At 40.4% G+C, this 13440-nt stretch carries 13 protein-coding genes; 7 read left to right on the top strand and 6 right to left on the bottom strand.

Annotated features, from left to right (window positions below):
• Positions 1–71 precede the first annotated feature (71 nt).
• Genes SYJ56_RS06005 through SYJ56_RS05995 form a run of 3 tightly spaced genes read left to right on the top strand, consistent with a single transcriptional unit; the run spans position 72 to position 1672 of the window.
• On the top strand, positions 72–566 hold the full coding sequence (locus SYJ56_RS06005) for an RNA polymerase sigma factor (protein ID WP_323832733.1): 495 nt from the start codon (positions 72–74) through the stop codon (positions 564–566).
• On the top strand, positions 556–867 hold the full coding sequence (locus SYJ56_RS06000) for a hypothetical protein (protein ID WP_323832732.1): 312 nt from the start codon (positions 556–558) through the stop codon (positions 865–867). Before SYJ56_RS06005 ends, SYJ56_RS06000 begins: the two co-directional genes overlap by 11 nt.
• 10 nt (positions 868–877) lie before the next feature.
• Positions 878–1672: a Spy/CpxP family protein refolding chaperone gene (locus SYJ56_RS05995; RefSeq protein ID WP_323832731.1), complete on the top strand. Its 795-nt coding sequence runs from the start codon at positions 878–880 to the stop codon at positions 1670–1672.
• Positions 1673–1734: 62 nt separating this feature from the next.
• Here SYJ56_RS05995 and SYJ56_RS05990 read toward each other — a convergent pair whose 3' ends face one another.
• From SYJ56_RS05990 to SYJ56_RS05980, 3 genes are read right to left on the bottom strand one after another with little or no spacing between them, the layout of a single operon-like run.
• Positions 1735–2022, bottom strand: coding sequence for a type II toxin-antitoxin system RelE/ParE family toxin (locus SYJ56_RS05990; protein ID WP_323832730.1), 288 nt, complete (start codon positions 2020–2022; stop codon positions 1735–1737).
• Positions 2016–2189 carry a hypothetical protein gene (locus tag SYJ56_RS05985; protein ID WP_323832729.1) on the bottom strand — a complete coding sequence of 58 codons (174 nt, stop codon included), beginning with the start codon at positions 2187–2189 and terminating at the stop codon, positions 2016–2018. Before SYJ56_RS05985 ends, SYJ56_RS05990 begins: the two co-directional genes overlap by 7 nt.
• Before the next feature lie 59 nt (positions 2190–2248).
• On the bottom strand, positions 2249–3931 hold the full coding sequence (locus SYJ56_RS05980) for a DUF885 family protein (RefSeq protein WP_323832728.1): 1683 nt from the start codon (positions 3929–3931) through the stop codon (positions 2249–2251).
• Positions 3932–4245: 314 nt separating this feature from the next.
• Here SYJ56_RS05980 and SYJ56_RS05975 point away from each other — a divergent pair, with 314 nt between their 5' ends.
• Positions 4246–5133, top strand: coding sequence for an ABC transporter ATP-binding protein (locus tag SYJ56_RS05975; RefSeq protein ID WP_323832727.1), 888 nt, complete (start codon positions 4246–4248; stop codon positions 5131–5133).
• Between the two features lie 10 nt (positions 5134–5143).
• Complete coding sequence (locus SYJ56_RS05970; RefSeq protein ID WP_323832726.1) at positions 5144–8788, top strand: ABC transporter permease/M1 family aminopeptidase; 3645 nt, start codon at positions 5144–5146, stop codon at positions 8786–8788.
• Positions 8789–8824: 36 nt separating this feature from the next.
• Here the strand turns inward: SYJ56_RS05970 and SYJ56_RS05965 are convergent, their stop codons facing one another.
• From SYJ56_RS05965 to SYJ56_RS05955, 3 genes are all read right to left on the bottom strand, one after another.
• The gene (locus SYJ56_RS05965; protein ID WP_323832725.1) at positions 8825–9034 is read right to left on the bottom strand and encodes a hypothetical protein; all 210 of its coding nucleotides are present in this window, start codon (positions 9032–9034) and stop codon (positions 8825–8827) included.
• A 184-nt stretch (positions 9035–9218) separates the two neighbouring features.
• Positions 9219–9752, bottom strand: coding sequence for a hypothetical protein (locus SYJ56_RS05960; RefSeq protein ID WP_323832724.1), 534 nt, complete (start codon positions 9750–9752; stop codon positions 9219–9221).
• Positions 9753–9955: 203 nt separating this feature from the next.
• A complete protein-coding gene (locus SYJ56_RS05955; protein WP_323832723.1) occupies positions 9956–10822 on the bottom strand; it encodes an AraC family transcriptional regulator in 867 nt (288 codons plus the stop codon).
• Between the two features lie 132 nt (positions 10823–10954).
• On the opposite strand from SYJ56_RS05955, the gene SYJ56_RS05950 reads away from it, so the two are divergent.
• Both SYJ56_RS05950 and SYJ56_RS05945 read left to right on the top strand, forming a co-directional pair.
• Positions 10955–11845, top strand: coding sequence for a dihydrodipicolinate synthase family protein (locus SYJ56_RS05950; RefSeq protein WP_323832859.1), 891 nt, complete (start codon positions 10955–10957; stop codon positions 11843–11845).
• Positions 11846–11968: 123 nt separating this feature from the next.
• Positions 11969–13423, top strand: a complete 1455-nt coding sequence (locus tag SYJ56_RS05945) for an aldehyde dehydrogenase (NADP(+)) (protein ID WP_323832722.1) — start codon at positions 11969–11971, stop codon at positions 13421–13423.
• The last annotated feature ends 17 nt before the right edge of the window (positions 13424–13440 follow it).

Here is a 13440-nt window from a genome sequence, read left to right as displayed (position 1 = left end):
ACTCCACTGTTTTCATTTTTTTTATTTCTGAGTGTCATATATTGGATTCATTTCCCGACTAACCTATGTAAATGAATCGCAGCCAGCTAGATCATATCTTAAAAGCCCACCACAGGGATGCATACCTCTGGGCCAGGCAATGTTGCTCTTTTGAGGATGAAATGGCAAAGGATGTGCTTCAGCAAACATATTTGAAGATATTGGAAGGGCAGGCCAAGCTTAAGGATGCCTCAAAGGCAAAAACCTGGCTCTTTTCCATCATCAGATATACAGCAATTGATGAACTAAGAAAGGCTGGTAAAGTTGTTTCTCTTTCCGATTCCTACGATTCAGTAGAGTTTCACCAGGAAGTAGATACGACAGATTATGAGGAAATAATCAAGCACTTACCAGAGATGCAGCGGGAAGTCATTTTGATGGTCTTTTATCACCAGATGACCATCGCTCAAAGTGCCGAAATCCTACAAATCGGTCTGGGAACTGCGAGAACACATTACGACCGCGGGAAAAAGAAACTCAAAGAATTAATTACGAAAGTTCAAATCCAGGAAGAATATGGAAAATAACGAACAACTAGAACGCTTTTTTGATCAGATGAAAAAGCAGGATGAGCTCATAGAAATCCCAGCTTTTCCAGAAGTCAAAACACGGAAATTAGGATTTTGGATTCCTGCAGGAATAGCTGCTTCCATGATCTTTGCCTTTCTATTCATCCAAGAACCCGCTCCAGTAGAAAGTGAATCCCCAGAAGTGGTGATCATTACGCTACTGGAAGATGAGAATCAAAACCAACATTTCACCATTGAAGAGAGCACATTCCTGGACACTTGGGAATCACCTACTGCTTCACTATTGACAGAATATTAACATTCAACTCATGAAAAAAATACTCCTTATTTATCTACTTTGCTTTGCTGGCTTTGCCCAAGGACAGCAGGCTTACGTACAAAATCTAAAATCATCAGATCAAGATGTCTTCCAGCGAAACCTGTACTCCGCAGACAGGGTAATGGATATGCGTAATGAGCTAGCGCTCACAGAGGCCCAGGCCTCCAAGATCAAAAAAATCCATAGCGAAAATGCAGGCAAATTCAGCACCATGAAATGGGACCTGGATGATGCCACTGCTAAGCTGAAGGATCTGCTGGATGAATCAAAAATCGATGAGGTGACAGTACAAAAGCAAATGGACAAGGTGCTAGCCCTGGAAAACTCACTGAAAAAACAACAGCTCAGCACAATGGTTTCCATCAAAAATGAATTAAGCTTCGAACAGCAGGAAATTTTGCAGAAGCAATCTTTATTTGCTACTAATAATGGTACTTTAACTCAAATCCTTAATGGAAAAGTAGTAGGAATGGGCACTGTGCCAAAGTTTTCTGAGTCCAATGATAAAGTTTGGTATCCTAATAGTAAAGCAGCTACTTCTGTCAATGCGACAGCTAAGCCTCTTATGTCTTTAAAGATAGCTGGCTTCGGGCAAGAAAATGCTCCGATCTACATGCTGGAAGACAAAGACGGCATGAAACAAGTGAAGGATTTAAAAGACATTAATCCAGAGGATATAAAGAGCATTGAAGTGTTGAAAGACAAATCTGCAATCGATGTCTTTGGTGAAAAAGGTGAAAACGGAGTAATCATCATCAAGCTGAAGAAAGACCCTAAAAATTAATATTGTTAATGGTTTTCTAAATTGGAAAAAGGAGTCTGAAGATTCAGGCTCATTTTTTTGATTTATATCTCTGTCAGCAATCTTGAAGAATGATGAATTCTTGCAATAAAAACGACTTCCTCACTAATGCTGTACACAATTCTATAATTACCTTCAAATAATTCACGAATAGACTTATCTGAGAACTCTGGAACAATTCTTCCAGAAAGAGGTTGATTTTGGAGCTGTTCTGACTTATTAATAATTTTGGCAATTTGCCTTTTGGCATATTTTTTAGAATCCCTTGCTATATATTCATGAACTTGTTTCAAATCCTCAAGTGCTAGTTCAGTCCAAATTACCTTTACCATTTTTGGGTAATATCCTTAACAGATTCATGAGGAATAACTTTTCCCTTCTTAATCTGCTCTAGTCCAGCTTCAACTTTCTCAATAAAAATAAGTCGCTCAATTAATAATTCAACATCAAATTCAACTGGCAGCTCATTCAATACTTCTATCGCCTTATCCTTTCTCATAGTCATTTATTTAAGTCTACTTATAAATATATTAAACTCCCGGCATGTTATAAAGTTCTTCAATCCAAAAACCTCCAGCTCGCCTTATGGTCTTTTTTCAGTGTTTGTCCTGTAACTTTTGCTCTTAGTATTTCCACAGGCATGGCGTTTTGGCTCATGACCAGATCATGATATTCTTTCTCTGTCATCTTACCGGAATTCACCACTTCGTCTCGTAAAGAATAGAACTCCAAGGCACCGATCATGTAGGCTATTTGGTACAATGGACCATATCCACCTTCAAATGATCTTCGCACCTCTGCCTCAGCATTTGCGCGCTCATGGCCTACTTTATCCACTAATAGATCAATACACTCTTGAGGAGTCATATTTTCCAAATGATAATTCAGGGAGAAAATGATTCGTGCGCAACGGTGCATTCTCCAGAAAAGCATTCCCACTTTATCCTTAGCGTCTCTAGGGAAATCTTTGTCCCACAGGATAAACTCCCAGTATAACGCCCAGCCTTCAGTCCAAAATGGCGTTCCAAACATGCGCCGATGAGTCATATTCCGCTGATTCATAAATTGCTGAAGATGATGGCCCGGAATCAGTTCATGATGAACTGTCGCTCTTGAGAAATGAGGATTGTTCCCCCGCATACTCATCATTTTATCCTCATGGCTCATTTCGGATGTAGGATAAGAAATCTGTATGGACTCTCCTCCAAGGAAGAATGGACTTACCCGTTGGCGCTCAGCTGAGATCATGACTGTCCGCCAAGTTTCTTTTGCCAAAGGCGGGACAGTAATCAGATCGTTAGATTCTACATAATCAGTAGCTTCTTCAGCAAATCGAATCACTTCAGCTGGCCATTCTCCCTCCGGTAAATAGGATTCTTTCACCATTTCCAAAGCAGCTTTCCAGTCATCTCCAAACCCCAGTTCGTTAGAGGCTTTCAGCATTTCTTTCTCACACCAAGCAAATTGCTTTTCAGCCTCAGCGATCAGTTCTTCTGGACTATAAGCGATCATCTCAAAAGCCAATTGTTTTTCCAACGCATCTCTGCCAATCGGTCTTCCTATGATTCCACTTCCATCGTCTTTCACCGAGTTTGTATAGTGCTCACGCAACTCTTTAGCATAAGCCTTCATACTTTCATCCAGCTTTTTCCAAGGCTCGGGCATCCACCAAGTAAACATGGGATCATAATCAAAATAATAGCTATATGCCTCACCAGTCGCCCTGTTCATAGCTTCTACCGCGCTTGCGGCAAGATCCGCCTTTTGCCAGCTCGTGTACTTTGGAGTTGAAGCAAGGTTTTTCAGTTGCGTATCTACTTGCTGTGCTACTTGATTCCAAGTGGCTGCGAGTGCCTGAGGTTCAGGCTTCTTCGCTCTACGCCTTCCTGTATAAAACTCTTCCAGAGGCTGAGCAAAAGCTAGAACTCCTGAAACCTCATCAAAGGATGCCTTTTCTATCTCCAATTCTGCAAGTTCTTTTTCCAGATAATTCCGAAAAAGTACATAGTCAATTTTTCCATCTTCAGAAAGTGAGCCGTAATTCACCTTGCCAAGATCAGTCAGGTAGTTCTGATTCAATGTTTGAATTCTGAAAAAATACTCGTCAGATAGTGCGTTGGAATACAATCTCCGTAGAGCGCCATAATCGGCTTGATAGGTCTGAATGGTTTGGGCTAACTCCGTCGAAAAACCCAAAGTAGAGATGAAACATAAAATCAGGAGTAAATAGAGTTTCTTCATAAGGATGGCGAAAGTGGAGCCTTAAATTAAATCTTTTGTATTAAAATCCTTCTAATCACCCACTCATATTGGCCTCCGAAAGCATTTGTTTGATTAACGGTAAAATGATTTTTAGCAGAAACGCACAAGCAATTTATGCTCAAATACTTATATTGACCTTGATCCGAACTCAATGCTTTTCTTGAATTGAAGCAAACAGCAATTTTTGGAAGCATTTGACCAATGATTTAGTATCTAATTTTTACCTATTGTTCCTTCTGTACAGGGCAATTTTTTAGCCTAAGAATGAGCAATTCTAACAAAATCTCATCATTATGGAATTAAAGATTTCTAATCTTTCAAAGACTTATCCGAACGGAGTTAAGGCTTTAAATGATGTCTCGATGACTATTCCTCAAGGAATGTTCGGCTTGCTGGGACCAAACGGGGCAGGCAAATCTACCCTCATGCGTACTATCGCTACGCTCCAAGATGCAGACAGCGGAAGCATAATGCTCGATGAAATCAATGTCTTAGAAGATAAACAAGCTGTGAGAGAAAGGCTTGGTTATTTGCCACAGGACTTTGGATTATACCCTCGAATCAGTGCAGAAGTGATGCTAGATCACATAGCCCAGATGAAAGGAATCGGCAAAAAATCTGAACGAAAAGACTTGGTAGAAAGCCTTTTACAAAAAGTGAATCTCTTCAATGACCGAAAAAAAGGACTCGGCACTTTTTCAGGTGGAATGCGCCAGCGCTTTGGAATTGCACAGGCTTTGGTCGGCAGCCCTTCATTGATCATTGTGGATGAGCCTACTGCTGGACTTGATCCTTCGGAAAGGAACAGATTCTACAATTTGCTGTCAGAAATCGGCGAAAACACCATCGTTATTCTATCCACACATATTGTGGAAGATGTAAATACGCTTTGCTCAAACATGGCTATCATCTGCCAAGGAGAACTGCTGATGCAGGGCAAACCAAAAGATGGATTAGCCATGGTGCAAGGGAAAATCTACAAAAAGGCCATCAACAAAGATGAACTGGCTAGCTATAGAAATGAATACCAAGTCATCTCTACTAAATTGATAGAAGGACGGCTAAGCTTACGAATCGAAAGTGACACTGATCCTGCGAATGGTTTTGAGACAGTGCCGGCAGATCTTGAAGATGTGTACTTCAGTAATATCTCGAAGAAAGTAGATCCAATTACTATCTAAGAATTCAGCTATGTTTTTAGACATCTTCATTTTTGAGCTGAGATACCGGTTTGGTCGGCCTGCTACCTATATCTACTTTGGACTTTTGCTGGTCGTAGCTTTGCTATTGATCGGGTTCGGAAATACTCCTGCTTCCGAAAAAGTATATCACAATGCACCTATAGTCATCGCTAATCTGCAGCTTTTGATTTCTCTTTTTGGAATCCTGATAGCTTCGGCAGTCATGGGAGTTCCTCTTTATCGAGATCTGGAACATAAAACCGGGACTTTTCTATTCAGTTATCCTATTTCCAAATTTGCCTATTTCATGGGTAGGTTTTGGGGATCTTTTGTCACCCTGCTGTTTATTTCCTTAGGAAGTTTGATTGGGATTTTCTTGGGAAGTTTACTCGGCCCTACTTTTGGCACAGATGCACTGCGATATGGTCCGAATGAACTGATGAACTACCTTCAGCCCTGGCTGACGCTTACGCTACCCAACCTCTGGTTTGCAGCTACTTTATTCTTTGCACTGATTGTCTTCACACGCAATATTAAATCGATTTACTCTGGTGGAATTGTAGTTTTCATCGCCTATTTACTAGCCAATTTCTTGGCAAACGATATAGAGAACAGAGATCTCGTCCAGCTGCTGGATCCATTTGGACTAAATACGTTCGATTATCAAACTCGGTATTTAACTCCTTTCGAACAGAATAACTTTATTCTTCCTTTGACGGGAAATCTCCTATTAAACAGACTGCTTTGGTCAGGGATAGGGCTGGCGTTTTTCATAGCTGCATATTTCCGATTCAGTTTTAGCTATTTCTTCAAAACTGTCCAGAAAAAAACAAAAAAAGAGGACTCCAAACCTTTCGCAGGCAGTCTCTCGCAAGTAAATTCCAAAGCCAACTTTGCAGGTAATTATCAATGGAACAGCTTCCTGACACTCACAAAAATTGAAGTCCAGAATATAACGAAAGACGTTTATTTCAGGTCAATTTTATTAGGCGGAATGGTCTTTCTAATCTTAGATTTTTGGATTGGAAATACGCTATATAGTGTTCCGAATTTCCCTTCCACTTCCTTCCTCATGGAATACAAGACTTTTGATTACAATATCTTCGTATTCATCATCATCGTTTTTTTCACAGGAGAAACGCTCCATCGAGACAAGGCTTCTGGCTACTCGGTCATCAATGACACCTTCCCCGTAAAAGATGGGGCGGTGATCGCATCCAAGTTTTCCGGGATGGCATTTGTTTGCTTGCTGCTCACTACACTTCCCATTCTAGTTGGGATCATCATACAGACGCTGAAAGGCTATTTCAATTATGACCTCGGGGTTTATCTGGTTGATAGCTACCTTATTTCACTCCCCGATTACCTGCAAATGGTCATGCTTGTATTTGCGGTGCATCTAGTGGTGAATAACAAATTCGCTGGACATGCGGTAGCTATAGGCATTTGGGTATTGATTATCATTCTGCGGGATTTTGCAAATTATAATTTCAATCTTTTCTTCTTTTCCTATAAACCTGCATATCGCTGGAGCGATATGAACGGATTGGGTCATTTTGGGGAGCCTCTATTCTGGTTTAATCTGTATTGGACAGCTTTTGGCATCTTCCTGATCTTATTCTTCAGTATTTTCTTCAGTAGAGGAACAGAGAATTCTATAAAAAACAGATTCAATACGGCTCGCAAAAAACTGGGCAAAAAGAACGCACTAGTTTCTTATGTATTCCTGCTGGTTGCAATTCTATCAGGAGCATACATCTACTATTCCACAGTCTATGTGAATACCTACAGGACATCCAAGGAAGGTGAAAAAAGACAGGTAGCCTATGAGAAGCAGCTGAAGCAATATGAATTTTTGCCTCAGCCAAAAATTACCAAAGTCAATCTCAAAGCCGATCTCTATCCCCTGGAAAGAGATGCTTATTTCGAAGCCCAGATAGAATTAGTGAATAAAACTGATTCTCCCATAGATTCTGTTCATTTCAATAGTACGGGACTTACCTCATTTGAGGTTTTGTATAATGACGGTGAATTACCTTTCCGATTCCCGCTTGTATATGAGCCAGCGAAGTTTCAGATTTTTGGCAAAAAAGAAGAACGGGAATGGTATAAGATCACCGCACTTCCTCAGACTCTGATGCCTGGTGACACACTTGAGCTAATGATCAAAAGTAAAGTGATCAACGATAAATTCCCGAATTCAGGCTTTGGAAGAGAATTAGTTTATAACGGCACTTTCATAGCAGGCGGCATGCCTGACATTGGCTATTCATCGGGCAATGAAATGGATAGTGATGAAAAGCGAAGGGAATACGATCTACCAGAAAAACCGGAAGATCTACCTCCACACGATGATCCTTATGGGCGAAGAACGCTTTTGTTTTCAGATGAAGCTGATTTTATTCAATTTGAAGCTACAGTAAGTACCATTCCGAGTCAAACCGCCATAGCGCCTGGCTATTTACAAAAAGAATGGATTGAGGGTGATAGAAGGTATTTTCATTACATTCAGGATACACCTATTCAATCATTTTTCTCCGTACTATCTGCAGAATATGAACTATTCAAGGATAAAACCACCTTGCCAAGCGGACAGGAAATTGATATAGAGATTTATTACCAAAAAGGGCATGAGTATAATCTAGATCGATTTGTTCAGTCATACAAAGATGGTTTAACCTATTTTTCCGAGACATACGGTCCATTTCAATTTAGACAAATGCGGATTCTGGAATTCCCGCGCTACGCAGGGTTTGCACAATCCTTTCCTAATACGGTTCCCTTTGCAGAGAGCTTCGGATGGGTGGCTGACTTCTCTGATCCCAATAGTTTTGATTATGTCTATTATGTGACAGCTCACGAACTAGCGCATCAGTGGTGGGGGCATCAGATTCCGCCAAATTATACGCGTGGATCTAATTTGATCTCTGAAGCTTTGGCCGAATATTCTGCGCTGATCTTATCGGAACGGAAATATGGAAAAGAGAATATGAAACGCTTCCTGAAAGATGAACTGGACGGATATCTGCGTGGAAGATCGAGTGAGAGCAAAAAAGAGAATGTGTTTATCAACACAAATCGCTCCTATCAATGGTATCAAAAAGGCAGTCTGATTTTATATGGATTGCGGGATTTGATAGGGGAAGAAGCGATTGACAGTGCACTGTACAATTTCAATGCTGAGTTTGGCTTGAAGCTTACTCCTCCATTTCCTGGAAGTGCAGACTTGTATCGACATTTGGATGCTCAGACACCTGATAGTTTGAAATACTATTTGGATGACACTTGGAACAAAATCGCTTTGTATGATAACAAAGTAGAGGAAGCTACGGCTACTAAGGTATCTGAAGGAGAATATGAGATAACGCTCAGATTGAAGTCTCAAAAACTCTATGCAGATTCAGCCGGACAAGAATCAAATGCAGAATATGAAGGCGATTACATCGATGTGGGAATCTTTGCAGCAGATGATCTGGATGAGAATGGAAAAGATCGGGTGAACCCACTTTTTGTTCAAAAGTATAAACTCAAACCCGGAGAGACTACCCTTACCATCAGAGTAAAAGGTGAGCCTGCAAAAGCTGGAATAGATCCATACAATAAATTGATTGATCGAATTCCCGACGACAATACGATCAGTGTGGAAGTCGAATAAAAAAAAGGTCGTTTCAAATTGAAACGACCTTTAATACTATCTTTTCTTTCGAAGTAGCGCTACTAGTATCAAAACAAATATAGCTCCTCCTACTACCCAAGCCCAAGGCTGTTGGTACCATTCCTCTTTACCAATATTGACATCGATGTTTAAACCGCCGTCTTGAGCAAATGCTGCGACCGAAAAGAACATAGTCATTACAAATAAAAATACATTCTGCGAATACTTTTTCAATTGATTTTTCATGGTTACTTGGTTTTTATTTGAATCTAATATTTTTAACCGTGCATCCATATACCTACAGGCACCTTATTTTCATCAAGGGCTAAGCGTCTAGTTTGTCTACTAGTTGCAAAAGAGATCAGGAAACTTTTCCCTATTAATCTCTCCTTAATTCTGATACCTGCATTCATGCGGATACTCAACTAATTTATTTGAATCTAATATTATAAGTCGCTGCTACTCCAATGGTCTGGACATCAGCAAATGGTTCAGAAGTAATTACTTGATTATAAAAGGCAAAAATATTCCATTCGTAATTATGGTAACCCACTTGCGGACGAATATAAAAACCTCCATCACTGGCGCTATCTCCAGTTAAAAAGGTATAGCCCAAATCAGTTCCTACGAAAAATCCAGTTGGCTCAGGATAATACCTTAGCATCAAGCCAAGAGGAATTGCACCAAAATCCTGTGCTCCAGCTACCTCTGAATCTTTGAAATATTTGGTATAACCAGTGACCAGACCAAGTCCAAAGTTATCAGTTCTCATAAACTGTGCTGCTGCTTCAACCCCAAAAGCAAAAGAAGAATAGTCACCTATTTCTCCCACCGGAACTCCAAGATTAAGACCTAGCTTCAACCAGGAATTCTCTTCATTAATATCTTCAATATCTCGGGTAGTCTGCGCGTAAGTTGCAAAAACTGCCGTCATTAAAGTTAGCGACAATAGTAATTTTTTCATAGTTGATTAATTTTTTCACTGTATAGCCAAACCAAATGCCACAAACGAATACATTTTTATCAAAAATTGACCAACTTCTCATTTATAGGCCATTAACAGCTTTTAACTTAATCCTGCAAACAATAATACAATTGAAGCAGATCCACTATCACCACCCTAACTTGGGGATTATTCTTCTCAACTGAGCCAGTATTCCATCCATATCACTCCAACTTCCTCCAATCTTTAGGAGTCATTTCAGTAAGGCTTTTAAACGTTTTGTTGAAATGGGATAATGTCTGGAAACCTACCTGAAAGGAAATTTGAGAAATACTCAAATCAGTCTCTAAGAGTAATTTCTTGGCTTCGGTAACTCTTAGCTGCTGTACATACTGCGTAAAAGTCCTTCTCGTCCTTAGCTTAAAAAATCGGCAAAAAGCTTCTTTACTCATATATGCCTGCTCAGCCACTTCCTCCAAACTGATCTGTCTATTGCTATTCTCCAGGATAAATCTCATCACCTGATCCATTCGACGGCCATCTCGCTCGGTCATGGTCTTAAGAACTGGAATTTGATTAAGTGCCACCATATTATCAGAATTAAAATCCAAAAGCGATAGAATATGAATGCAATGCCGAAGTCTAGTCAATCCTGAAAACTCTCCAAACCCAGCAAGCAACTCCGTTAAATTATCCCTTGTTTCTCCGGTAATTTTAAAGCATCCTGAAATTTTTTCATTTAGATGTATGAGATCAAGAAAGTCTTCCACTTCTGAAAAAGCTCTACTCATGGCCCTAAAATCAAAGAAAATTGTATTTCCTGCTATCTTGAGATTACTATCTTCCTTATAATAATCCGCATCACTCCGAAAAACATGTGGGATACTTTCTGCCAACAAATACACTTCGCCGGGCTCAAACCTCCCAACATAATCACCGACTAGAAGCTGGCCGCGCCCTTCTACAATAAGCGTTAACTGCGCCTGGGGATGTTGGTGAAGGTTATCGTAAAAATGCTTCCCTCTATCCTGCTGATACTGAATAAACGTTTTTTCAGATTTCGGAATCTGAAACGATATTACCTTACTCATATGTTAAAATAGGCTTGAATTGCTGAACAATCTCAATTATAATCATTTTTTGATCAAAATAGAGTCATTATTTACTAAATAACTCCTTTCATGAAATTAGTGATTGATCTAATTTTGAAAGAAAAAACTGATATGAACTGGAAAGGTGTATTCCCCGCTGTGACAACAAAATTCCATGCTGACGGAAGTTTGGATATGGAGTTATTTTTCAAAAATATTGACTTCCAACTGGAATCCGGCGTGCACGGAATTATCCTTGGTGGTACACTGGGAGAAAGCTCTGTTCTTTCTCAAGAAGAGAAAATCACATTGACCCGAGAAACTGTCAATTATCTTGGAGGCAAAGTCCCTGTAATCTTGAATATCGCAGAAGGAGCTACTCAAGATGCGCTTTTTTGGGCTGCAAAAGCGGAAGAATTAGGTGCTGAGGGCTTGATGATTTTGCCTCCAATGAGATATGCAGCTGACGCAAGAGAAGTTGTGGCATACTTCAAAGCAGTCGCTACCAGCACGAAGCTGCCAATCATGATTTATAACAATCCGGTGGATTACAAGACTTTGGTAACCTTAGATATGTTCGCAGAACTAGTAGACTGTGAAAACATCCAGGCAATCAAAGAATCCACTCGTGATATTTCCAATGTAACTCGCATGCGTAATCGCTTTGGAGATCGATTCAAATTGCTTTGTGGTGTAGATACTCTTGCGATGGAAGAATTGGTCATGGGTGCAGATGGCTGGGTGGCTGGCTTAGTTTGCGCCTTCCCGAAGGAAACGGTGACAATTTTCAACCTGATCAACGAAGGCAAAAATGAAGAAGCAAGAGAAATCTACCGCTGGTTCTTGCCACTTTTGGAACTTGACATTCATCCAAAGTTGGTTCAATACATCAAACTTGCCGAGCAACATTGCGGTATAGGTTCAGAGCACGTTCGCGCACCTAGATTGACTTTGATCGGAGAAGAAAGAGCAAGAATTGAGAAAATCATTACTGATGGCTTGGCGAAAAGACCTAAATTGTAATTTAGAGTGTTTAGATAAGAGGCCTTGTAATTAAAGCAGAAGAGCATTTATTCCATGACCTATTTTCTTTAGGCTTAATACTAAAAACTCGCTAATCTTTCATCTTATAAATTTTACAATCTTATGAATCTCGATACTATATTTTCAGCTGCTCAAGAAGCATTTTTATCTTATAAAACCCTCTCAGGGACAAAAAAAGCTGATTTTATTGAAAAAATTGCCGAAATCCTCGAAGAGAATAGAAGTGCAATTGTGCTTATAGCAGTGAAAGAATCGAATCTTCCAGAAGGTAGAATTAATGGGGAATTAGGACGAACTACAGGACAAATAAAGCTTTTCGCTAATCTACTAAGAGAAGGTAGTTGGGTGGAAGCAACCATTGATCCCGCAGATCCAAAAAGATCCCCTTTGCCAAAAGCAGATATCCGTAGAATGCTAATTCCAATCGGTCCAGTTGTAGTTTTTGGAGCGAGTAATTTCCCATTGGCATTTTCCACTGCAGGCGGAGATACCATTTCAGCTTTGGCAGCAGGATGCCCAGTGATCTACAAAGGCCACCCAGCACATCCCGATACTTCAAAATTCGTAGCCGAATGCATTTCTAAAGCGGTTAAAAAATCTGGTTTACCTGAGGGAGTATTCACTCACGTGGAAGGTGGAGTAAAAATGGGTCAGGATCTAGTGAAGCATCCTCTGGCAAAAGCAGTAGCATTTACTGGATCCTATGGAGCGGGGAAATCTCTCTTTAACATAGCAGGTGATCGTGACGAACCTATTCCAGTCTATGCTGAAATGGGATCAGTAAACCCGATTTTTACCTTTGCACAGCGCTTAAACAATGAATTAGTACCCATGGCTCAAAGCTATGTCAGCTCACTTACCTTGGGAGCAGGGCAATTCTGTACCAATCCGGGGTTGATTTTTGTACCGAAAGAACTGGCATCTAAATTTGAAAATGCGATATCGGAAGCGTTGAAAGGAGCTGCAGATAGCCCTATGCTTCACGAAGGAATTGCAAGCTCCTACTACACTGCGCTAGACAATCTTAAAGCGCGACCAGAGCTAAATTGGGTAAAAGTGCCAGATGCAAGTCATTTAATCAATGTAAGCCCGGCATTGGCTGAGATCAAAGCAGCTGATTGGATCGCAGATGATCTTTTCCAGCAGGAAGTATTTGGCTCTTTCGCCTTGATGGTAGTGTATGAAAATGAAGCCGAGCTAAAAGAAGTCGCCAAAAAACTTCATGGACAGCTTACCATTACCCTTTGGGCCGATTCGTCTGAGCTAAAAGCCAACACTGAACTGATCAGTCTACTGGAAGAGAAATGTGGACGATTACTTTTTGCCGGCGTTCCTACCGGGGTAGAAGTTGGTTACGCGATGCAGCATGGCGGACCTTTTCCCTCCACTACCAGCGCAAATACCACATCAGTTGGGGCTCATGCAATAAAGCGATTTGCTCGACCAATTGCTTTACAGGATATGCCAGCCGCTTTGCTTCCTGATGCATTGAAAAACGAAAATCCACTTGGAATCACAAGACAGATAAATGGGAAGTTTACCGCTGAGAAAATCTAAGGATTAAGAGTTACGGC

It is taken from the genome of Algoriphagus aurantiacus (assembly GCF_035156405.1).
GTDB classification, from domain to species: Bacteria; Bacteroidota; Bacteroidia; order Cytophagales; family Cyclobacteriaceae; genus Algoriphagus; species Algoriphagus aurantiacus.
This window is presented reverse-complemented; position numbering and strand designations above follow the sequence as displayed.